Source organism: Thermomonas sp., assembly GCF_029945965.1.
Classification (GTDB): Bacteria; Pseudomonadota; Gammaproteobacteria; order Xanthomonadales; family Xanthomonadaceae; genus Thermomonas.
Window position 1 is genome coordinate 205465 of record NZ_JAQSDO010000006.1, and the last position, 21168, is coordinate 226632.

The window sequence follows — 21168 nt, forward strand, 5'->3', positions numbered from 1 at the left end:
GCATGACCCGCATGAAGCAGTTGCGTTGGTTCGTATTGTCGATGTTGCTGGCCTCGTTGCCAGCTATTGCGCAAGTACCGGCGCAACTTCCCCAGCATCCGCCGGGTGCGGTGATTGCATCGGCGCATGCCTTGGCCACCGATGCCGGCATCGACATCATCCGGCAGGGCGGCAATGCCTTCGATGCCGCGGTGGCGGTGTCATCGGTGTTGTCAGTGGTCGAACCGATCAGCTCGGGCCTGGGCGGTGGTGGCTTCTTCCTGCTGCACGATGGCAAGACCGGCAAGGACGTGTTCGTGGATGCGCGCGAAGCCGCGCCGGCCGCGGCAACGCCCGAGGCCTACCTGGACAAGAACGGCGAGCTGGACCGTGATCGCGCGACCAGCGGGCCATGGTCGGCGGGCATTCCCGGGTTGCCGGCGGGATTGGTGCACGTGGCCGAGCGCTATGGCCGACTGCCACTAAAGACTTCTCTGGCACCGGCGATCCGCATTGCCCGCGAAGGCTTTCCGGTCTACGCGCGCTTCGCCGGGGGCTATGCCGAAAAAAGCCAGGTCATGGAGCGTTACCCCGGCACCCGCGAGGTGTTCCTGGCCAATGGTCGTGCGCCGCGCGAGGGCGACATCTTCCGCCAGCCGCAACTGGCCGCAACGCTCGAACGGCTCGCCGCCGGCGGGCATGACGGGTTCTATCGCGGCGTGACCGCGCAGCGCCTGCTGGCTGGCGTGAAAGCCGAGGGTGGCGAGTGGACCGCGCAGGAGCTGGCGGCTTATCAGGTCAGGGAGCGCGCGCCGATCCAGTTCGATTACGACGGTTGGAAGATCACCACCGCACCGCCACCGTCCTCGGGCGGGATTGCCCTGGCCGAAATGCTGCAGATACTCTCGCCGTGGGATCTGGCGAAACTGCCGCAGGCCGAACGCGTCCACTTGATTGTTGAAGCGATGCGTCGCGCCTATCGCGACCGCACCTTTTACCTGGGCGATCCGGACTTCGTGCATATCCCGGTGAAGACGCTGACCGATCCGGACTACGCCGCCGGCCTGCGCGCGACCATCCATCCGGACAAGGCCACCCCCAGTGACCTGCTGTCGGGTGCGCCAACGCCGCTGGAGGATGAGGAAACCACGCATTTCTCGATCATTGATGCGGATGGCAATCGGGTGGCCGCTACCCAGACGGTCAACCTGCTGTTCGGCTCGGGGCTGATCCCGCCGGGTACCGGCGTGCTGCTCAACGACGAGATGGACGATTTCGCGCTGAAGCCGGGCACGCCCAATGCATTCGGGGTGATGGGCTATGCGGCCAACGCGCCCAAGCCGGGCAAGCGCATGCTCAGTTCGATGACGCCGACCTTCATGGCCAACAACGACAAGGTCGCAGTGCTCGGCACCCCGGGCGGCAGCCGGATCATCACCATGGTCCTGCTGGGCATACTGGGTTATGCAGACGGCCTGGACGCGCAGCAGGTCGCGGCGTTGCCGCGTTACCACCACCAGTGGCTGCCGGATGTGGTCGAAGTCGAACGCGGCGCATTGCCGGCCGACGTCATCGCCAAGCTGCGGGCCATGGGCCACGACGTGCTGGTGCCCGGCGAAGACAACCAGGGCCGCCGCTCCAGCGACAGCTGGGGCAACATGAACACGGTGATGTGGGATCGTCGTAGCAATGTCCTGAGCGGCGGCACCGATCCACGCAGTCCGGTCGGCAAGACCGAAGTGCTGCTGCAGCCGTAACGCCGGGCATCGTAGACTCGGGCAATGAAACTCTGGTCGATCCTCGGCAATTCCCAGAAGCTTGATGGCGGCGCCATGTTCGGCAATGCGCCAAAGGCGATGTGGGAACGCTGGTCCAATGTCGATGCCGACAATCGCATTGACCTGGCCTGTCGCGCCTTGCTGGCCTCGCCGCTGAACGGCAAGACAGTGCTGTTCGAAACCGGCATCGGCGCATTCTTCGAACCGAAGCTGCGTGAGCGATACGGCGTGCAGGAACCGCATCACGTCTTGCTGGATTCATTGCAGGCGGCAGGCTTCAGCCATGAAGACATCGACGTGGTGGTGCTGTCGCACCTGCACTTCGACCATGCCGGCGGCTTGCTCGCCGCGTGGGAAGAGGGCGAGCAGCCACGCCTTCTGTTTCCGAATGCGACCTTCTTGATCAGCGCGGCCTGCTGGGATCGCGCGCGTGTGCCGCACCAGCGCGACCGCGCCAGTTTCATCAGCGAATTGCCCGACCTGCTAGAGGCCAGTGGTCGGCTTGAAATCGTCGATGGCGAATATTCACTCGCGCTGGGCCGCAGCGTGCGCTTCCACTACAGCGACGGGCATACACCCGGGCTGATGCTTGCAGAAATCGTCGGCCCCGAACACGTGGCTGGCGAGGATCACGGTGGCGTGGTGTTCTGCGCTGACCTGATCCCCGGGCGGCCATGGGTGCACGTGCCGATCACCATGGGCTACGACCGCAACGCGGAATTGCTGATCGACGAAAAGCGCGAGTTCCTCGAAGACAAGCTGGCGCGCAATGTGCATCTGTTCTTCACCCATGATCCGGGATGCGCGCTGGCGCAGGTCACCCGCGATGCCAAGGGAAAGTTCGGTACCGTGCACGACACCGCGGAATTGCACGCACGCGCCTTGGCGGGCTGAACCTCGGCTCGCAAAACGCAAAACGCAAACGCAAAAGGTGTCAGGGACAATTTCGCGCCTTCTAGCGAAATTATCCCTGACACCTTTTTGACACCTTTAACAATGTTGACATCCAGTCCCTAGGAATCACCTGATGCCCAAGATCACCCTGCTGTTCGCGGCGCTGAACGTATTGCTGATGCTGGTGTTGCTCGTCCCGATTCCGCGTTACCGGAGGTCGCGCAAGATCGGCCTGGGTGATGGCGGTGACGCGGTGCTGGCCCGCATGATCCGCGCCCATGGCAATTTCGTCGAGCATGCGCCCTTTGCGCTGCTGCTATTGGCATTGCTGGAACTGTGCGGCTTGCCGGCGATCTGGCTATGGGGTTTCGGCAGCGCACTTTTGCTGGGCCGGATCCTGCATGCGGCTGGCTTGTCGCGCAGCGGCGGATACTCGTTCGGTCGCTTCACCGGCACGGCACTGACCTGGCTGGTTTTCGTCCTGATGGCGTTGGCCGGGATTTGGCTCGCGTTGACCTGACTCTCGAAGATCGCGTCAGCTGCTGGGCGTGCCGAAAATGCGGTCGCCTGCATCGCCCAAGCCGGGGTGGATATAGGCGTTCTCGTCCAGGCGCTCGTCAATCGATGCCAGGTAGACCTCGACATCCGGATGCCTTGCTTCCAGCGCGCGCAGTCCTTCCGGTGCGGCGATCAGGAAAATACAGCGGATGCTTCGGCAGCCGGCGGCCTTGAGCAGGTTGATCGCCGCGATCGCGCTGCCGCCGGTGGCCAACATCGGGTCGATCAGCAGGGCCATCCGCTGGTCCATGCGGTCGGCCAGGCGTTCGTAGTAGCCGCAAGGCTGGTGGGTGGCTTCGTCGCGGGCGATGCCGATGACACTCACTGGCGCGGCAGGCAGCAGGCCTTGCACACCGGGCAGGAAACCCAGGCCCGCACGCAGGATCGGCACCAGGGTCAGGTCCTCGCCGCGCACCCTTGGCACATCCAGTGGTCCGGCCCAGGTCTGCACAGTCACAGCGTGCGTGGGCAGGTCGCGAGTGGCCTCGTAGGCAAGCAGTCCCGCGATCTCCCCGGCCAGTTGGCGGAACTGCACGCAGTCGGTGGCGATGTCGCGAAGCTTGCCGAGCTTGTGTTGCACCAAGGGGTGGCGGACTTCGATGGTTTTCATGCGTGCAGGCTAACAAGCAAAAAGGTGCCAGGGACAATTTCGCAAAGCGAAATTGTCCCTGGCACCTTTTTGCCTCACCGGTTGCTTAGGCAGCCGCAGCCTGCTGCTGGCGTGGGCCTTCCAGCAAGGCGCGTTTGATCACCGACACTACCAGCGTCAATTCGTCTTCAGTCACGGCGAACTGCGGGGTGAAGCGCAGTGAGTTCTCGCCGCCATGGATCACGCCGATGCCGTGTTCGCGCATCCACTCTTCGGTGGAGCCGGTGCCGTAGCCCTTGTAGCCGGCGGCCAGCTCACAGGAGAACAGCAGGCCAGTGCCCTGTACCTTGGTAATGCGGCCTTCGCTTTCGGCCTTGAGCGCTTCGAGCATGGCCAGTGCCTGCTTGCCGCGCTGCTGGATATTGGCGCGAAGCTCAGGCGTCAGCTGGCCCAACACGGCGCAGGCCACGTCCAGCGCGCGCGGATTGGCGGTCATGGTGTTGCCGTACAGGCCGCGCTTGTAGATCGCCGCGGTCGATTCGGTGACGGCCAGCACCGACAGCGGATATTGCCCGGCATTCAGCGCCTTGGAATAGGTTTCCATGTCCGGTGCGTCGGATTTCTCGAAGCCGGGGTAGTCGACGACCGACAGGTAGCCGGTGGCGCGCAGGCCAGCCTGGATCGAATCCACCAGCAGCAGGCTGCCGTGGCTGCGGGTCAGTTCGCGCGCCAGTTCGTAGAACGGCACCGGCACGCTGCGGCCCGGGTCGCCTTCGCCCATGACCGGCTCAAGGAACATCGCCTCGATGAACCAGCCGTTGGCATCGGCATCAGCAAACACCTTGCGCAGCGCGTCGGCATCGTACGGTGGCACGGTAATGACGGAGTTTTCATCGCGGTAGCTGGCCAGGTTCGCGATGTAGGACTTGCGGCTGGAATCCGAATACAGCGCCGGCTTGTCGGTGCGGCCGTGGAAGCTGCCCTTGACCACCACGCGCTTGATTGTCTTGCCGGCGTGGCGGGCACCAGGGTCGGTCATGGTCTTGGCGTTGGTATCCACAATCCGCGCCGCCAGCCCGACCGACTCGGAACCGGAGTTCAGGCACAGGAACGCGCTGTATGGGCAACCGCCGCGCGTCTGACCGATCTCCGCACGCATCGCATTGGTGAAGCGCAGCTGCGAAACATTCGGAGTCATGATGTTGGCCATCGCTTGCGGCGCGGTCATCGCCGCGATCACTGCCTCCGGCGTGTGGCCCAGGCCGAGCATGCCGTAGCCGCCGGTGTCATACACCACTGCGCCCTTCAGGGTGACGATCCACGCGCCACGCGCGACAAGCGCCACGTACGGATTGGCCGCATCGTGCGAATAGAAATTGATGAAGCCGGACTGGATTTCGATGGTCTGCGCATCCTCGTCCAGCGCCAGCAGCGCGGGGAATTCGGTGCGCACGCGCTCGAACTCGACGGCTGCGGCATCGATCGCTTCGCCCAGTTGCGGATGGCGGCTGGCGAAGTCGAGGATCACGTCATCAGTCAAGCCGGTTGTGCGGGCTTTGCCGAATGAACGCAGTGGTGCGAGGGTGTCGAGCAGGGTCATGGGCTTCATCCTTTGCGTCGGGCGCCTGCTGGGAATCGCACATCGTTCGAGCGATGGTGATGCGGTGCAGGACGTAATCATCAATTATCGTCGGATTAAATCCATTCGAAAGGGAGGATCCGACCAAATCGCCGCGCATTTGGTCAAAACGACGGTATTATTCGGCGATATGCGTATTTCAAAGCCAGATGAGCTGCTGTTGTCGCTGCTGCGCGAGAACGCGCGTGCCTCCACCGCGGAGATTGCGCGCCGGTTGGGGCTGTCGCGCACCACCGTGCAGAACCGCATTGAGCGCCTCGAACGCCAGGGCGTGATCAGTGGCTACACGGTGCGCGTGAATGACGAATATGAGCGCAACCAGATCCGCGCGCACATCATGGTCACCCTGCATCCCAAGCAGATGCCGGCGGTGGTGCGCACGCTGGAGGCGATGCCCGAAGTGCGCGAACTGCATTCGGTCAGCGGCGAGCATGACCTGATCGCGCTGGCGGTGGCGGCCACGATTGGCGATGTCGATGTACTGACCGATGCCATTGGTGCGATTGATGGGGTAGAGCGCACCACGACCTCGGTGATTCTTTCGACCAAGTTCGAACGCTGACGGCCCGCCTGCCGCACAGCGCACCAGCGGCAGAGCGCGGCCCGCTACAATGCGCGCCCGCAAGCTGCTGATACACCGCAAGCCTTGAAGACCTCGGATTTCAATTACGAACTGCCGGATGCGCTGATCGCGCAGGCACCGCTGTCGGAACGTTCCGCCAGTCGCCTGTTGCTGGTGCCGACGGCGCTGGCCGCGTTCGGCGATCTTGGCATCCGCGACCTGCCTTTGTTGCTGCAGCCCGGCGATCTACTGGTGTTCAACGACACCCGGGTGATTCCGGCGCGGCTGTTCGGTCACAAGGCGACCGGCGGGCGGGTGGAAATCATGATCGAGCGGCTACAGGGTGAGGGTCGGGCGCTTGCGCAGCTGGGCGTCAGCAAGCCGCCGCAGATCGGATCGAAGATCGCGCTGGATGCTGGCGGGCAAGCCGAAGTGCTGGAACGCGTCGGTGACGGTTTCTGGACGTTGCACTTCGATGTCGCAGAGCCGCTGGAGGACTGGCTGCAACATGCCGGGCAACTCCCATTGCCGCCCTACATCCAGCGCCCGCCCGGCGCGGATGATGCAGAGCGCTACCAGACCGTGTTTGCACGCGAGATCGGCGCAGTCGCAGCACCGACCGCAGGCCTGCATTTCGATGAGACCCTGCTGGAGTCGCTGCGCGCGCGTGGTATCGACTTTGGTTACGTCACCCTGCATGTCGGCGCCGGCACCTTCCAGCCGGTGCGCGTGGATGATGTACTGCAACACCGGATGCACAGCGAATGGCTGAGCGTCGGCGCCGGGCTGGTCGAGCAGGTGCAGCGCACGCGCGCGGCAGGCGGACGTGTGATCGCGGTCGGTACCACCGTGGTGCGTGCGCTTGAGAGCGCCACACGCTTGAATGAAGCCGGCGATGGCGAACTGCAGCCCTTCGAAGGCGACACCCGCATCTTCATCTATCCCGGCTACCGGATCCGCAGTGTGGATCTGCTACTGACCAACTTTCATTTGCCGGAGAGCACATTACTGATGCTGGTCTCCGCGTTCGCCGGCAAGACCCGCGTGTTCGCCGCATACGAACATGCCGTGCGCGAGCGCTATCGCTTCTTCAGCTATGGCGATGCGATGTTGCTGTTCCCGCAGGAACATGTTCAGCAGGAGCCGGACGCATGAGCCGCATGTCCTTCCAGCTTCTCGGCACTGACGGTGCCGCGCGCCGCGGCCGCATCGAGTTCCCGCGTGGTGTCATCGAAACGCCGGCCTTCATGCCGGTCGGCACCTATGGCACGGTCAAGGCTGTGCTGCCGCAACAGGTCAAGGACCTGGGCGCGCAAATCATCCTGGGCAATACCTTTCACCTGTTCCTGCGCCCCGGACTGGAGGTGATCGAGGCCCACGGTGGCCTGCACGGGTTCACTGGCTGGGACGGCCCGATCCTCACTGACTCCGGCGGTTTCCAGGTGTTCTCGCTGGCCCACCGCCGCAAGATCACTGAGGCCGGCGTGACGTTCTCCGCGCCCACCAACGGCAGCAAGGTGTTCCTCGGCCCCGAGGAATCCATGCACATCCAGAAGGTGCTGGGCAGCGATATCGTGATGATCCTCGACGAATGCCCACCGGTGAATGTCGATGGCGTACCAGTGGGTACGCAAATCATCGAGCGCTCGATGGAACTGTCCCTGCGCTGGGCGGAGCGCTCCAAGCGGGCACATGAGGGCAACGATGCCGCCTTGTTCGGCATCGTCCAGGGCGGTGTGCACAATGAGCTGCGCACGCGCTCGCTGCAGGGCCTGCAGCAGATCGGTTTTGACGGCTATGCGATCGGCGGCCTAGCGGTCGGCGAGACCGAGGCCGAGCGCAACGCGATGCTCGAACACACCTGCCCGCAACTGCCAGACGACCATCCGCGCTACCTGATGGGCGTGGGACGACCGGAAGACCTGGTGGAATCGGTCGCACGTGGGGTGGACATGTTCGATTGCGTGCTGCCAACCCGCAACGCGCGCAATGGTCATTACTTCACCAGTCTGGGGACGGTGCGCGTTCGCAATGCCAAGTACGAACGCGACCTGCGGCCGATCGAAGAGGGCTGCGACTGCGTGGCCTGCGCGGGCGGCTTCAGTCGCGCCTACCTGCGCCACCTGGACCGCTGCAATGAAATGCTGGCGCCGATGCTGGGCACCCTGCACAACCTGCGCTATTACCAGCGATTGATGGCGCAGATGCGGCAGGCCATCGAAACGGGAACCTTTGCCGCATTCCGTGGGTCTTTCTATGCTTCACGCCAGGCCGGGGAAGCCTGAAAACGCCGGAAATCCGGCGGCATGGCATAATTCCCGGCTGTTTTTGCCCTTTCTGACTTCGGATTGCTGATGAACCCGCTTGATTTCCTGATTGCCCCTGCCTACGCGCAGGCTGCTGGCCAAGCCGCCCCGGGTGGCATGTTTGGTGGTGGCTTCGGTAGCCTGCTGTTTCCGATCATCCTGGTCGGCATCATGTATTTCCTGATGATCCGTCCGCAGATGAAGCGGCAGAAGGAACATCGCGCCATGCTGGAAAAACTCGGCAAGGGCGATGAAGTGATCACAAATGGCGGCATCGTCGGCCAGGTGACCAATATCGGCGAAAACTTCATCACGGTCGAAGTGGCCGCCGGTGTGCAGCTGCGCGTGCAGAAGGGCGCGATCACCAGCGTATTGCCGCGTGGCACGCTGAAGGCAGCCTGATCCATCCATTGATAGACAAGGCGCAGGCCGCAACAGCCGTGCGCGGGGTTCCGTGATGCTCGAATACTCCCGTTTCAAATACGCCATCATCCTGATCGTGCTTGCGTTCGGCCTGTTGTATTCGGTGCCCAACGTATTCCCGCAGGTTCCAGCCGTGCAGGTCACCGCAAACCGCGGCTCCAAGGTCGACGACGCCTTGCAGAAGCAGGTCGAGGCCATCCTCAAGAAGGCTTCGGTGCCGTTCGAGTCCAGCGCAATCGGCAAGGACGGCAATCTGCTGGTTCGCGTGGGCAATTCCGACATGCAGGCCAAGGCGGCCGATACGATCCATGAAGAGCTTGGTAGCGGCTTCGTGGTGGCGTTGAACGAGGCTTCGACGGTTCCGCATTGGCTGCAGGTGATTGGCGCCAAGCCGATGTTCCTGGGATTGGACCTGCGTGGCGGCGTGCACTTCCTGATGCAGGTTGACAGGCAGGCGGCGTTGCAGAAGCGCTTCGATTCCACCGCCGAAGACATTCGCGTGCTGCTGCGTGAAAACCATATCCGCTACACCTCGGTCGAGCCGGATGCCAATGGCGTGGTGATCGCCAAGCTCGGTGCAGGAGCTGACGTTGCCAAGGCCCAGCAGTTGATCGTGCGCGACATGGCGACTTACAACGTTGACGTGCAGGGCGAGCAGGTCTCGGTGCGCATCCCGCAGGGCGAACTGGACAAGATGCTCACCGAGGCGGTGCAGCAGAACATCGGTACCATCAACAACCGCATCAATGAACTAGGCGTGGCCGAACCGATCATCCAGCGCCAGGGCACCGACCGGGTGATGGTGCAATTGCCGGGCGTGCAGGACACCGCGCAGGCCAAGCGCATCCTGGGTGCCACCGCGACGCTGGAATATCGTGGCGTGGTCGAAGGCAATGCCTATGACGCGCGCGACAATGGGATTGTGCCGCCGGAAGCGCGCGTGTACGAGCGCAAGGAGATCGGTGCGGATGGCAAACCCCAGCCGGTGCTTCTCAACAAGCGCGTCATCGCTTCGGGCGAACAGCTGCAGAGCGCGTCATCGTTCTTCGATTCGCAGACTGGTACCGCGGCAGTGCGGGTGCGCCTGACCAGTGTCGGCGGCCAGCGCATGTTCGACTACTCCAGCGAGCATGTCGGCAAGGGCATGGCGGTGGTCTACATCGAGCGCATCCCGGAAGTGAAGATGGTCGACGGCAAGGAGGTCCACAGCACCCGCACCAGTGAGCAGGTGATCTCGGTCGCGACCATCCAGAGCAGCCTGGGCCGGGAGTTCCAGACCACCGGCCTTGAAAGCATGAAGGAAGGTGCGGACCTCGCCCTGTTGCTGCGCGCTGGTGCGCTGGCGGCGCCGATGGACTTTGTCGACGAACGCACCGTTGGCCCGAGCCTGGGCAAGGAGAACATCGACCGTGGCCTGACCGCAGTCGCTTATTCCTTCATCTTTGCGCTGGTGTTCTTCCTGTTCTATTACCGGATGTTCGGCGTCATCACCTGCGTGGCACTGGTGATCAACCTGCTGATGGTGATCGCGTTGATGTCGCTGCTGGGCTTCACCCTGACCTTGCCCGGCCTGGCCGGTATCGCGTTGACGGTGGGCATGTCGGTGGATGCCAACGTGCTGATCAACGAGCGAATACGCGAAGAGCTGCGCGATGGAATGCCACCGCAGTCGGCGATCGCCGCCGGCTACGAAAAGGCCTCGGGCACGATTGCCGACGCCAACCTTACCGCGATGCTGGCGGGCGTGGCGTTGTTCGCGTTCGGCACCGGCCCGCTCAAGGGCTTCGCGGTGGCGCTGATCCTGGGCATCGTGACGTCGATGTACACCGCGGTCTCCGCCTCGCGCGGCATTGCAACCCTGATCTACGGCGGCAAGCGCAAGCTGAAGTCGATCGCGATCTAAGCAGGCAGACACAGAATGAAACCTTTCAATTTGTTCCCGTACGACAGCAACATCAACTTCATGCGCCTGCGCTGGATTTCGCTGGCTACAGCCGGCCTGTTGTTACTCGTGGCGGTCGGCGGAATGGTGACCAAGGGCTTCAACTTCGCCCTGGACTTCACCGGCGGCGTTGGCGTCGAGCTTCGTTACGACAAGGTTCCAGACGTGGATGACGTGCGCCACAAGCTGGACGCATCCGGCTATGGTGGCGCCCAAGTGCAGGCGTTTGGCAGTGGCAAGGACCTGTTGGTGCGCCTGCAGGCCGATGGCAAGCAAGCGGGTGGCGCCGACCAGACCAGCAGTATTGGTGACGCGGTGGCCAAGGCGGCTTCGCTGGCTGGCAACCCGGCCGAGAAGCGCAGCAGCGCGGTGATCAGCGCTCAGGTCGGCGAGGAATTGGCCTGGAACGGTTTCTACGCGTTGCTGTTCGTGCTGCTTGGCTTCCTGATCTATATCTCGGCGCGCTTCGAATGGAAGTTCGCGGTCGCCGCAATCATCGCCACGTTGCATGACGTGATCATATGCGCCGGCTGGTTCGCGCTAAGCGGCCACGAGTTCGACTTGACCGTGCTGGCCGGCATCCTGTCGGTGATGGGATACTCGATCAACGACACCATCGTGGTGTTCGACCGCGTGCGCGAAAACTTCAAGTCGATGCGCATCCCGCCGCGCGAGCTGCTCAACAAGTCGGTCAACCAGACCCTGTCGCGCACGATCATCACCTCGTTCGTGGCGTTCCTGACCGTGTTCGCGCTGTACCTGTATGGCGGTGGATCACTGCGCGGGATGGCCGAGTCGCAGATGATCGGCATCATCATCGGAACCCTGTCGTCGATCTTCATCGCCTGCCCATTGCTGCTGTGGCTGAATGTCACCAAGCAGGACCTGATGCCGAAGGCGAAGGATGAGGCAGCGCTGGCGCGCCGCCCGTAGGAAACAGTTTCAAGCCTACTGCGCTCGCCGCATGGGGCGCGTGCGGTGCTCGCAATCCTCATGTACGAATGTACATTGCAGTTGCTGCGCTCCGTACGCACCCCATGCGCCATCGCTCGCTACGGCTTGAATTCTGCTTCCAGATTTCTTCTCGCAAACGAAAAGGCCGCGCAATGCGCGGCCTTTTCGTTTGCGTCGCGGGCTTGGTCTATTTAAACGCGGCGGCGTAGCCGGACTGCACGATCACCTTCTGCAGTACATCAGTGATCTTGAGGTTGCCTGCGATCAACGGTCGCGTCGCGATCCCGCGGGCATCCAGCGGGCCGGTGCCGCCGCCACGGAAGTCGCAGACCCGGCCGCCAGCCTCGCGCACCAGCAGCAGGCCAGCGGCGATGTCCCAGGGCTTCACCCCGGCTTCGAAATAGGCATCGGTGCGGGCGCAGGCCACGTAGGCCAGGTCAAGTGCGGCCGAGCCGGTGCGACGGATGTCTTCGGCGTCGCGCAGCACTTCGCGGAGGCACTCCAGTTGCGCCGGCGTGCGTTCGCGTTCGCGCGGCGCAAAGCCAGTGCTCAGCATCGCACCCGCAAGTTCCTTGCGCTCGGACACGCGTATGCGGCGGTCGTTGAGCACCGCGCCGCTACCGCGGCTGGCGGTAAACAGTTCATTGCGCAGCGGATCGAAGATCACGCCATGCTGCGCTTCGCCACCCTCGACCAAGGCAATCGACACGCACCAGTGCGGAAAGCCGCGCAGGTAGTTGCTGGTGCCATCCAGTGGATCGATCACGAATACCGAGCGGCTGCTGCCCTGAGCGCCGCCTTCCTCGCCGAGGATGGCGTAGTCAGGATAGGCGCGGCGCAGTTCCTTGATGATGATCTTCTCGGCCGCTTCGTCCACGTCGCTGGCGAAATCAAGGCGATCCTTTTCGATCACGTTGATCGCGTCCAGCTTGTGCATGCTGCGCAAGAGCACGTTGCCGGCTGCGCGGGCCGCCTTGACCATGACATTGACGACGGGTTTCTGCATGGCGTACATCGCCTCGGTGAAAGAGGTGGAAGGGGGACTGCGGCGGAAAAGAGCAAGCCGGCGCCAGGGCCGGGCCGCGGAGTTTACCATTGCCGCATGAGTGAACCAGCAAACACGGTCCCGGCAGCGGCCGAAAACCTGCGCATCGTCCTGGTCGGCACCCAGCATCCGGGCAACATCGGCGCCGCAGCGCGAGCGATGAAGACCATGGGCTTGACCAAGCTGGTGCTGGTGGCGCCGGTAAAGGTGCCCGACGGGAATACCCATGCGATGGCAGCCGGCGCCGACGACCTGATCGAAGCCGCGCCGGTGCATGCATCCCTGCAAGATGCAGTGGCAGATTGCCGCTGGGTATTGGGCTGTACCGCCCGCAGCCGACGCGTGCAGTTGGAAGAATTGCATCCGCGCGATGCCGCGCAGCGGGCGGTGCTGGCGACTGCCAGCGGCCCGGTCGCTATCGTGTTCGGGCGCGAACGCACCGGCTTGGAAAACGAGGAACTGCAGCTCTGCCACGCCGCTGTGCACATTCCATCCGACCCTGCGTTCAGTTCGTTGAACCTGGCCGCGGCGGTGCAGGTGGTGAGCTACGAATTGCGTTGCGCATTGCTGGGCGATGCGGTGGCCCGTCCGGAGGGCATGCGCACTGCGCCGCCGGGTTCGCAGGCGGCGACTCATGCCGAGCTCGAGGGCCTGTTCGGGCAACTGGCCGAAGCGCTTGAGCAGATCGACTTCCACAAGGGGCGCGCGCCGGAATCGGCCATGCGCAAGCTGCGCCGGCTGTACCTGCGTGCAAACCTGGACCATGCCGACATCCGCCTGTTGCGCGGCGTATTGGCCGATACCCAACGGATGGCGCGGCTGGCATTAGATGCGGGCCAGCATGAGTAGGAATCAGCACGGCTCCGCCAGATAGTGTCGAGAAATCGGCCAGGCTCCGCCGGAATCAGTTAGGCTCCGCGCTGGCTTCCGAAGCAGCCATCGCCTTGCTCCAGTCGTTCCGCGCCAGGTCCCCAACGCTCGTGTCGCTCTGCTGCGGCTTGCTGCTGGTGGCGCTGACTGTGCTGCTCCCTGCGCGTGCGCAGCAAGCACAAGCAAGCACAGTGCCACCGCCTGACGACGATGCCAGTGTGTTGGTGCTGGGCCGGATCAGCGATGATCCAAAATCGCATTACGAGCAACTCAAGCCCCTGCTGGAATACGTGGTGCCGAGGATGGCCAGCGTCGGCATCCGCAGCGGCCGCATCCTGATGGCGCGCGACTTCCAGCAGATGGCCAGCTACATGCGCCGCGGCCGGGTCGATTGGGTCACCGAGACCTCGGGCAATGCGGTGTTGCTGGAGCAGCGCGCCGGTGCACGCTCGATGCTGATTACCGAGCGCGATGGCGCCAGCCGCTATCACAGCGTGTTCTTCGTGCGCAGGGACAGCACGATCCGGACGCTCAAAGACCTGGCTGGGCACAGCGTGGCGTTCCAGAGTCCGTATTCGACCAGTGCCTATTACCTGCCGGCGAGCATGCTGCTGGAATCGGGCCAGCGCATGGAACTGCTGCTGTCGCCAATGGACCGGCCGCCGGCGGACTCGGTGGGTTACCTGTTCGCGCGCACCGAGCTCAACATCACGACCTGGGTGCACAAGCGGCTGGTCGATGCCGGCGTACTCAGCAACCTGGACTGGGCCAGCCCGCAACGGCTGCCGCCGGCATTCGCGGGGGATTTCCGGATCATCGCCGAGAGCCAGGACGTACCGCGCGCTCTGGTGCTCACTCGCGCCGGGATGGATCCGAAGGTTGAAGCGCGTCTGCGCGACGTGTTGATGGAGGCCTCAAGCGATCCGGATGCCGGCGAGGCCATGCGGCTGTTCCTTGGGACATCGCGGTTCCTGCCGATCAGCGCCGAAGATCGCAAGGCGCTGGACAATCTCGGCGCTGGCGTGGCCCGCGTACGCAGGGAGGTCGAGTGAAGCAGTCGCGGATCGGGCTGCAGACGCGGTTCCTTGCCGCGATCCTGATCATGTTCGTGGTGGTCGTGCTGGTGATGCTGCAATTGTGGAACCGCCAGCAGGCGACCCAGCATGACGTCAGCGAAGTCACCCGCGCCGCCATGCACGAGCTGATCTACGAGCAGGTCCGCATCGACGGCGAGGCGGAAGTCCGCCAGTTGGCGGATGCCCTGGCCAATCCGCTGTACTACTTCGACCTGGATGCCATCGGTGCGCTGGCACGCGCCGCACTGCGCGAGTCCGATGTTGAATACGTGCTGGTCTACGACCCGGCCGGGCGCATCCTGCATGACGGCTCCGGCGACATCGCCGCCTATGGCCAGCCGATGGGCGATCCGCTGGCAGCCGAGGTAGTGGCTGCCAATGGCCCGCATACGCGCGCATCCGGGCAGGTGCTGGACATCTCCAGCCCGATCATGATCGGCGACCAGCGCCTGGGTGGCGTACGCATCGGTTATTCGCTAGTGGGCGTGGCCCGCGCGGAAGACCAATCGATGGCTGGCTTGCGCAACCGCATCGACGAGGTCGGCCGCCGCAACCTGGCGTGGCTGCTGCTGCTGTGCGCCGCGCTCGGGGTGATCGGGCTTGCCGCGGTCGCGCTGGTGCACCGCATCCTGGTGCAGCCGATCCGGATATTGGGTGATGCCGCGCGCGAAATTGAAGCGGGAAATTTTTCGCTACCGGTGCCTGACAGCGACCGCGAGGACGAGCTGGGCGACCTGATCCGCAGCTTTGGCCGCATGCGCGAAAGCGTGGCTCGGCATGACCGCGACATCCGCCGGGTCGCCTATAGCGATGCCCTTACCGGCCTGTCCAACCGGCTGGCATTCCGGGAGGCGCTCGACACCCGCCTGCGCGCCCTGCAGGGCGCGGGCCGGCAATTGGCACTGCTGTTCGCCGACATCGACGATTTCAAGCGAATCAACGACACCCTGGGCCATGAAGCGGGCGACGAAGTGCTGCTGCAGGTCGCGGGGATCATCGACCGGGTGGTCAAGGTGATCCCCGGAGTGGATGCGATGGTTGCGCGCTTCGGCGGCGATGAATTCGTGACCCTGTTGCAGGCCAGCGACAACGAGCCGGAGGGCGAGGTGCGCACGCTGGCCACGAGATTGGCTGATTCGCTGGTGCATGAACTCGGCCAGCCGCTGCTCCTGCACGGACGCCAGGTGTTCCTGGGTTGCTCGATCGGTGTGGCGCTGTTCCCGGACGATGCCGACACCGCCTCGGGGCTGATGAAAAATGGCGACATCGCCATGTACCAGGCCAAGGTGGCCGGCAAGAACTGCCATCGCTTCTACAGCCGGACCATGGACCAGGCAGTGGAACGGCGGATGCGCATGGAGCACGACCTGCGCGGGGCTTGGGGACGCGGCGAACTCAGCCTTGCCTATCAGCCGATCTATCGCACCCGTGATCGCGTACTGGTCGGCGCCGAGGCGCTGCTGCGCTGGAATCATCCCGAAGACGGCGCGATCGCGCCGGCCGTGTTCATAGATGTTGCCGAGCAGAGCGGCCTGATCGAATCGATTGGCCCTGAAGTCATGCGCGCGGCATGCCACGAGGCCACCCAGTGGCGCCCTGCGCCAGGTGCGGGCGAAGCTCCATTCGTAGCGGTCAATGTGTCGCCGCGCCAGCTGCGCAGTGGCGACCTGGTCCAGCAGATCACCGCGGCCTTGCACGAGACCTCGCTGCCGCCGGCGCGCCTGCACGTGGAGTTGACTGAAACCGCGGTGATCAGCGACGAGATCAATGCCAGCGCACTGCTGGCCCGCTTGCGCCAGACCGGTGTGCGGGTATGGCTGGACGACTTCGGTACCGGCTATTCCAGCCTCAGCCACCTGCGCCGGGTGCAGGTCGATGGCCTGAAGATCGACCGTAGTTTCATCACCGACCTGCTGCGCGATCCAGACGACCTGGCGTTGACCTCGGCGATTATTGCGATGGCCCATTCGATGGGCATTACCGTGGTTGCCGAAGGCGTGGAAAAGCAGGGCCAATACGACTTGCTGCGCGAGCGCGACTGCGACCTGGTGCAGGGCTTCTGGCTGGGCCATCCGTGCACGCCGGCCGAATTCGCCAAGCTGCTCGACTGAATCCGTTGTCTGACCGTGATTCCCGCGTTCGCGGGAATCACCGCAAGCGCTAGAAAATCCTGTCGATCATCGGTTGCATGGCCGTGACCAAGCTATCCGAAAGGGCGCCGGTGGTGGCCACGGTGGCGATGCCAACAGCCCAGGCCACCAGCATCATCGCCCCGTCGCGTTCCAGCAGTGCCAACGCGAATAGCAGGATCAGCCCGCCCAGCAGGTAGTTGGTGAACGGGATCGGCAGTGACAGCAGCACACCCAGCAGCAACAGCAGCAAGCCGGTGAATATGCTGGCCAGGCGGTGATCGAGCACGCCGGCCAAACGCGGGCGTACGAGGCGTTCCAGACGCGTCAGCCACGGCGCGACGATCCGTTCGAAGCGTGCCAGCGTGTGCCGCTTTGGCCCGCGCCGGGCGATGAAGCCGGGCAGCCAAGGCCTGCGCAGGCCGATCAGCAATTGCGCGGCGAGCAACACCACCAGCGGCCCGCTCAATGCGCCGCCGATCGGGATCGGGATGAAGGCGGGCAGGGTAGCCAGGAGCAGCAACATACCGAACGCACGTCGGCCCAGGCCACGCATCAGGTCATCGAAATCAAGTGTCTGTTGCTCGTCGCCGTCGAGCATGGCGTCAAGCAGGGCGCGGGTGCCGGTCTTCTCGCGCATCAGGCGGATGCGCGGGGGCTTAGGTTCAGGCGTCGCCATCGGCGGGTACGACCGGTTCTGACATCCGCTGCAGCAGCAGCTTGTCCACCCGCGGTCCGTCCAGGTCCACCACCTCGATACGCCATTGGCCCAGCGTGAAATATTCGCCGACGTGCGGAATGCGCCCGTAATGGGCGATCACCATGCCGGCGGCGGTGTAGTAGTCGTGTTCTTCGGCGTCGGCCAGTCGCTCGCCGGTGAGTTCACGGAATTCGTCGATGCGCAGCCCACCATCGACCAGCAGCGAGCCGTCCTCGCGGGTGAACACCAGCGGGTCCGAATCGGCGCCTTCGCCTGCCAGCAGGCGGCCAAGCACCGAGCCCATTACATCGCTGATCGTGACCAGACCCTCGATATCGCCGTATTCGTCGACCACCAGCGCCAGCGATTGCTGCTCTTCGCGCAGGATCCCCAGCAGCTTGAGCGCGTGGGTGGATTCGGACACGAACAGCGGCTCGCGCAGGTTGCGAAACAAGTCGGGTTCACGCAATTCGAGCTGGTCCAGCAGGTTCTTGACCTCCAGAATGCCCAGCACTTCACTGTCGCCGCCGCGGTAGACCGGATAACGTGAGAACGGCGTCTCGCGCATGCTGGCCAGGTTGTCGTCGAAGTTGGCGGAAGCATTCAGCCAGGTGATGCGTGTGCGCGGAGTCATCAGCCCGGCGGCAGTCTGATCGCCCAAGCGCATCACCCGGTTCATCATGTTGCGCTCGTCCAGGTCGATCACGCCCTGCTCGTGGCCTTCGCTGACCAGCATCTGGATTTCTTCCTCGGTTACCGCGTGCGCACTGGCGCTGGACAGGCCCAGCATGCGCAGTACCAGCCGCGTGCAGGCCGACAGCAGGACGACGAAGGGCTTGGCCGCCTTGGCGAAGAAGTCCATCGGATACGCCACCAGGCTGGCGATCCGTTCCGGCTGCAGGGTGCCGATGCGCTTGGGTACGAGCTCACCAATCAGGCCGAACACGAACAGCATCACCAAGAAGCCGGCGATGAAACCGATGCGGCCTGCATAAGGCGCAAGTGCCGGCACCTGCGCAAAGGGAACAGCGAGCTTGGGTCCGATCGATTCACCGCCGAAATGCCCGATCATCAGGCTCAGCAGGCTGATCCATAGCTGCACTGCGGACAGGAAACTATCCGGGTGATTTGCCAGCTCCAGCGCCTTGCGGGCACTGCGGTTGGTCTGCGCCTGCTGCATCAGCCGGCTCTTGCGCGAGGTCATCACCGCCATTTCCGACATCGCGAAAAAGCCGTTGAACAGCACCAGCAGCGCCACGATCAGCAGGTCGATCATGCGGACGCACCTGCTTGGCCGCAGGCCGCTGGATCATTTGCCCATGACGCAACTACCTTGGTCAGGGCAGGCGAGGCAAGTGGCGATGTTCGTAAGGGTTCGTCCATGGGATGCGCCGCGGCGCGCCGGCATCATATCAGCCAGCTTGCGATGCAGCCGAGCATTCAGGTCATCGAACGGTCATAATTCCGTCCTGTCGCCTCACGACCGGACGCCGCCAATGTTTTCGTTGCAGACCATCTTCGGTTCCGGCAAGCAGTTCTATAACTTGCTGGACGATGCCGCTGCCGCCGCCTATGACAGCACCAAAGCGCTCCACGCGATGATGAAGGAAGCCGATCGCCAGCCGGCGCTGGATGCCTTCAAGCTTGCACGCGTGCGTGAGCGCGCGGCGTCGGACAAGATCAGCCAGGCACTGGTGGACAGCTTCATCACCCCGATCGAGCGCGAGGACATCGAGTCGCTGGGATCGGCGCTGTACAAGATTCCGAAGCAGGTCGAGAAGTTCGCCGACCGCTACGCGCTGGCCACCCAACACCTTGAGAACATCGATTTCGCGCCGCGCGCGGCGATGCTGGAACAGGCCGCGAGCGTGGTGGTGGAAATGGTGCATGACCTGGAAAAACTCAATATCGATCGCATGACCGTCCTCAACGACAAGCTGCGCTCACTTGAGAACGAGGCCGACCGGCTGATGCTGGAGCTCTACCGGGAGATCTATTCGGGCAAGCTCGACACCCTGCAGATGTTCCTGCTCAAGGAGTTCTTCGAAATCCTCGAGAAGGCCATCGACCGTTGTCGCGAGGCGGGCGTGGTGGCCTACCAGATCGTGCTCAAGAATTCGTAAGGGCGCATCGCCATGCTGATCCTGCTGCTGCTGGTGATCTTCACCGCGCTGGTGTTCGAGTTCATCAACGGCTTCCACGATACCGCCAACTCGATCGCGACCGTGGTCGCGACCAAGGTGCTGACGCCCGGCCAGGCGATCATGCTGGCGGCCACGACCAACCTGATTGGTGCGTTCATGGGCACTGCGGTCGCCAAGACGATTGCCTCTGGCCTGGTCGACACCGACGTGGTCAACGTGACCCCGCAGGTACTGATCAGCGCGCTGACCGGCGCGATCATCTGGAACCTGATCACCTGGTGGCGCGGCCTGCCGTCGTCGTCGTCGCATGCGTTGATCGGAGGCCTGTGCGGCGCTGCGCTTGCGGCCTCACACAATAAATGGGCGGCGCTGATCTGGACCAAGGCCGGTGATGGCGATTGGAGCACCAACAAGGGCCTGCTGTGGAAAGTCGTGGTGCCGATGATCAGCTCCCCGATAGCCGGTTTCACCCTCGGCGTGCTGATCATCAGCGTGCTGTACCTGCTGATTTCCTCGGCGATGCGTGCCGGCGGGCCGCTGGCAAGGCTGGCGCGCCCACGAATCGTCAATGCGTTCTTTGGCAAGGCGCAGTTCGTCTCCGCGGCTTACATGGGGTTCGCCCATGGGCGCCAGGATGCGCAGAAGACGATGGGTATTATCGCCTTGGCGGTTTTCGGTGCCCAGGCCACGGGTGCACTGGACTCCTTGCCGTCCTGGCTGCACTTCCTGCATCCCGATGGCGGCAAGGACGATATCGACAGCTGGGTGATCATCACCTGTGCGCTGGTCATGGCAGCGGGAACTGCGGTCGGTGGCTGGCGAATCATCAAGACGCTTGGCCACAAGATGGTGAAGCTGCAAACCATCGACGGCTTCGCCGCTGAAACCGCATCGGCGACGATCCTGGTCACTGCCGCGCATTTCGGCATGCCGGTGTCGACCACCCACAGCATTTCGACCGCGATCATGGGCGTGGGCTTCGCCAAGAATCCGCGCAAGCTCAAGATTGGCGTGATCGAACGAATCGTGTGGGCGTGGATCCTGACGATCCCGGCCGCTGGCGGTGTGGCTTACGGCCTGTTCCGGCTGGTCGAGGCGCTCGGCTGGTCGTAAGGCGAGTGTAGGGCGGGCTCAAGCCCGACGGATTGGCGTGCGCTTACAACAAATCCCCGCCTGCCGACATACGCAGTTCCATCTCGTCGCCACTGCCGCCGATTTCCAGCACCAGGCGGTCAATATCGGCCGCGTCAAGGCAGTGGTAGGGCCGGTTCTCGCATAGCTGCAGGTATGGCACGCCGTCCAGTTCGCCGATGGCGAGGTAACCGACTCGGCTGGCCCAGTTGAAGGCCAGTGCACGGCGCGCGTCGATGCCGGTGGTGGGCGCGAGCGCAGTGCTGACTCGCAGGAATTCGTTGCCGTCGTCGTCCTGCAGTTCCGACAGGAAGATAGCCTGGTGGCGCTTGCCCTGCGCCAGCGACAACTCGACGCACAAGACGAATGGTTCCTGCAGGGTCAGCTTGTAGCCGGCGGCAACCAGGTGGCTGCGGATCTGTTCGAAATTCTGCATTGACTGGAGTGCC

General features: G+C 63.7%; 20 protein-coding genes. 14 read left to right on the plus strand and 6 right to left on the minus strand.

What is annotated here, in order from left to right; translation table 11 throughout:
- Window positions 1-41: 41 nt before the first annotated feature.
- The 3 genes from ggt (at window position 42) to PSV05_RS02290 (ending at window position 3171) form a co-directional block, all read left to right on the plus strand.
- Window positions 42-1736: a gamma-glutamyltransferase gene (gene ggt, locus PSV05_RS02280; RefSeq protein ID WP_300061351.1), complete on the plus strand. Its 1695-nt coding sequence runs from the start codon at window positions 42-44 to the stop codon at window positions 1734-1736.
- A 24-nt stretch (window positions 1737-1760) separates the two neighbouring features.
- Window positions 1761-2651: an MBL fold metallo-hydrolase gene (locus PSV05_RS02285; RefSeq protein WP_300060831.1), complete on the plus strand. Its 891-nt coding sequence runs from the start codon at window positions 1761-1763 to the stop codon at window positions 2649-2651.
- Between the two features lie 133 nt (window positions 2652-2784).
- Window positions 2785-3171, plus strand: coding sequence for an MAPEG family protein (locus PSV05_RS02290; protein ID WP_300060834.1), 387 nt, complete (start codon window positions 2785-2787; stop codon window positions 3169-3171).
- Between the two features lie 15 nt (window positions 3172-3186).
- Here the strand turns inward: PSV05_RS02290 and upp are convergent, their stop codons facing one another.
- Together upp and PSV05_RS02300 are read right to left on the minus strand one after the other, a co-directional pair.
- Window positions 3187-3819 (minus strand): uracil phosphoribosyltransferase, encoded by a 633-nt coding sequence (gene upp / locus PSV05_RS02295; RefSeq protein ID WP_300060837.1) that lies wholly within the window; start codon window positions 3817-3819, stop codon window positions 3187-3189.
- Window positions 3820-3904: 85 nt separating this feature from the next.
- Window positions 3905-5398, minus strand: coding sequence for an aminotransferase class III-fold pyridoxal phosphate-dependent enzyme (locus tag PSV05_RS02300; RefSeq protein ID WP_300060839.1), 1494 nt, complete (start codon window positions 5396-5398; stop codon window positions 3905-3907).
- 169 nt (window positions 5399-5567) lie between these two features.
- Between PSV05_RS02300 and PSV05_RS02305 the strand changes: the two genes are divergently transcribed.
- From PSV05_RS02305 to secF, 6 genes are all read left to right on the plus strand, one after another.
- Complete coding sequence (locus PSV05_RS02305) at window positions 5568-5999, plus strand: Lrp/AsnC family transcriptional regulator (protein WP_300060843.1); 432 nt, start codon at window positions 5568-5570, stop codon at window positions 5997-5999.
- Window positions 6000-6083: 84 nt separating this feature from the next.
- Entirely contained in the window at window positions 6084-7154 is a 1071-nt protein-coding gene (queA, locus tag PSV05_RS02310; RefSeq protein ID WP_300060846.1) for a tRNA preQ1(34) S-adenosylmethionine ribosyltransferase-isomerase QueA, read from the plus strand.
- Complete coding sequence (gene tgt, locus PSV05_RS02315; protein WP_300060848.1) at window positions 7151-8284, plus strand: tRNA guanosine(34) transglycosylase Tgt; 1134 nt, start codon at window positions 7151-7153, stop codon at window positions 8282-8284. The genes queA and tgt overlap by 4 nt, the downstream gene beginning before the upstream one ends.
- A gap of 69 nt (window positions 8285-8353) precedes the next feature.
- Window positions 8354-8707, plus strand: a complete 354-nt coding sequence (yajC, locus tag PSV05_RS02320; RefSeq protein ID WP_300060851.1) for a preprotein translocase subunit YajC — start codon at window positions 8354-8356, stop codon at window positions 8705-8707.
- Window positions 8708-8762: 55 nt separating this feature from the next.
- Complete coding sequence (gene secD, locus PSV05_RS02325; protein ID WP_300060853.1) at window positions 8763-10631, plus strand: protein translocase subunit SecD; 1869 nt, start codon at window positions 8763-8765, stop codon at window positions 10629-10631.
- A 15-nt stretch (window positions 10632-10646) separates the two neighbouring features.
- Window positions 10647-11603 (plus strand): protein translocase subunit SecF, encoded by a 957-nt coding sequence (secF, locus tag PSV05_RS02330; protein ID WP_300060857.1) that lies wholly within the window; start codon window positions 10647-10649, stop codon window positions 11601-11603.
- Between the two features lie 208 nt (window positions 11604-11811).
- Here the strand turns inward: secF and PSV05_RS02335 are convergent, their stop codons facing one another.
- Window positions 11812-12630 (minus strand): inositol monophosphatase family protein, encoded by an 819-nt coding sequence (locus PSV05_RS02335; protein WP_300060860.1) that lies wholly within the window; start codon window positions 12628-12630, stop codon window positions 11812-11814.
- 96 nt (window positions 12631-12726) lie between these two features.
- On the opposite strand from PSV05_RS02335, the gene PSV05_RS02340 reads away from it, so the two are divergent.
- The 3 genes from PSV05_RS02340 to PSV05_RS02350 all read left to right on the plus strand — a co-directional run bounded on the left by PSV05_RS02340 (window position 12727) and on the right by PSV05_RS02350 (window position 16726).
- The gene (locus PSV05_RS02340) at window positions 12727-13518 is read left to right on the plus strand and encodes an RNA methyltransferase (protein WP_300060864.1); all 792 of its coding nucleotides are present in this window, start codon (window positions 12727-12729) and stop codon (window positions 13516-13518) included.
- A 131-nt stretch (window positions 13519-13649) separates the two neighbouring features.
- Window positions 13650-14591 (plus strand): phosphate/phosphite/phosphonate ABC transporter substrate-binding protein, encoded by a 942-nt coding sequence (locus tag PSV05_RS02345; protein WP_300060866.1) that lies wholly within the window; start codon window positions 13650-13652, stop codon window positions 14589-14591.
- Complete coding sequence (locus PSV05_RS02350; RefSeq protein ID WP_300060870.1) at window positions 14588-16726, plus strand: EAL domain-containing protein; 2139 nt, start codon at window positions 14588-14590, stop codon at window positions 16724-16726. The genes PSV05_RS02345 and PSV05_RS02350 overlap by 4 nt, the downstream gene beginning before the upstream one ends.
- A 49-nt stretch (window positions 16727-16775) precedes the next feature.
- Here the strand turns inward: PSV05_RS02350 and PSV05_RS02355 are convergent, their stop codons facing one another.
- Window positions 16776-17384: an exopolysaccharide biosynthesis protein gene (locus PSV05_RS02355; protein WP_300060873.1), complete on the minus strand. Its 609-nt coding sequence runs from the start codon at window positions 17382-17384 to the stop codon at window positions 16776-16778.
- A 25-nt stretch (window positions 17385-17409) separates the two neighbouring features.
- Window positions 17410-18720, minus strand: a complete 1311-nt coding sequence (locus PSV05_RS02360; RefSeq protein ID WP_300060876.1) for a hemolysin family protein — start codon at window positions 18718-18720, stop codon at window positions 17410-17412.
- A 220-nt stretch (window positions 18721-18940) separates the two neighbouring features.
- Between PSV05_RS02360 and PSV05_RS02365 the strand changes: the two genes are divergently transcribed.
- Together PSV05_RS02365 and PSV05_RS02370 are read left to right on the plus strand one after the other, a co-directional pair.
- On the plus strand, window positions 18941-19567 hold the full coding sequence (locus PSV05_RS02365; protein WP_300060880.1) for a DUF47 family protein: 627 nt from the start codon (window positions 18941-18943) through the stop codon (window positions 19565-19567).
- 12 nt (window positions 19568-19579) lie between these two features.
- Entirely contained in the window at window positions 19580-20701 is a 1122-nt protein-coding gene (locus tag PSV05_RS02370) for an inorganic phosphate transporter (protein WP_300060883.1), read from the plus strand.
- 43 nt (window positions 20702-20744) lie between these two features.
- On the opposite strand, the gene PSV05_RS02375 is transcribed toward PSV05_RS02370, so the two are convergent.
- Entirely contained in the window at window positions 20745-21155 is a 411-nt protein-coding gene (locus tag PSV05_RS02375; protein ID WP_300060886.1) for a hypothetical protein, read from the minus strand.
- Window positions 21156-21168: the final 13 nt, after the last annotated feature.

Coding starts and splice junctions, on each gene's coding strand:
- PSV05_RS02365 (WP_300060880.1), top strand. CDS start 18,941: ATGTTTTCGTTGCAGACCATCTTCGGTTCCGGCAAGCAGTTCTATAAC.
- secD (WP_300060853.1), top strand. CDS start 8,763: ATGCTCGAATACTCCCGTTTCAAATACGCCATCATCCTGATCGTGCTT.
- PSV05_RS02340 (WP_300060864.1), top strand. CDS start 12,727: ATGAGTGAACCAGCAAACACGGTCCCGGCAGCGGCCGAAAACCTGCGC.
- PSV05_RS02305 (WP_300060843.1), top strand. CDS start 5,568: ATGCGTATTTCAAAGCCAGATGAGCTGCTGTTGTCGCTGCTGCGCGAG.
- upp (WP_300060837.1), bottom strand. CDS start 3,819: ATGAAAACCATCGAAGTCCGCCACCCCTTGGTGCAACACAAGCTCGGC.
- PSV05_RS02360 (WP_300060876.1), bottom strand. CDS start 18,720: ATGATCGACCTGCTGATCGTGGCGCTGCTGGTGCTGTTCAACGGCTTT.
- tgt (WP_300060848.1), top strand. CDS start 7,151: ATGAGCCGCATGTCCTTCCAGCTTCTCGGCACTGACGGTGCCGCGCGC.
- PSV05_RS02375 (WP_300060886.1), bottom strand. CDS start 21,155: ATGCAGAATTTCGAACAGATCCGCAGCCACCTGGTTGCCGCCGGCTAC.
- PSV05_RS02370 (WP_300060883.1), top strand. CDS start 19,580: ATGCTGATCCTGCTGCTGCTGGTGATCTTCACCGCGCTGGTGTTCGAG.
- PSV05_RS02300 (WP_300060839.1), bottom strand. CDS start 5,398: ATGACCCTGCTCGACACCCTCGCACCACTGCGTTCATTCGGCAAAGCC.
- PSV05_RS02355 (WP_300060873.1), bottom strand. CDS start 17,384: ATGCGCGAGAAGACCGGCACCCGCGCCCTGCTTGACGCCATGCTCGAC.
- ggt (WP_300061351.1), top strand. CDS start 42: ATGTTGCTGGCCTCGTTGCCAGCTATTGCGCAAGTACCGGCGCAACTT.
- PSV05_RS02285 (WP_300060831.1), top strand. CDS start 1,761: ATGAAACTCTGGTCGATCCTCGGCAATTCCCAGAAGCTTGATGGCGGC.
- yajC (WP_300060851.1), top strand. CDS start 8,354: ATGAACCCGCTTGATTTCCTGATTGCCCCTGCCTACGCGCAGGCTGCT.
- PSV05_RS02290 (WP_300060834.1), top strand. CDS start 2,785: ATGCCCAAGATCACCCTGCTGTTCGCGGCGCTGAACGTATTGCTGATG.
- secF (WP_300060857.1), top strand. CDS start 10,647: ATGAAACCTTTCAATTTGTTCCCGTACGACAGCAACATCAACTTCATG.
- PSV05_RS02335 (WP_300060860.1), bottom strand. CDS start 12,630: ATGCAGAAACCCGTCGTCAATGTCATGGTCAAGGCGGCCCGCGCAGCC.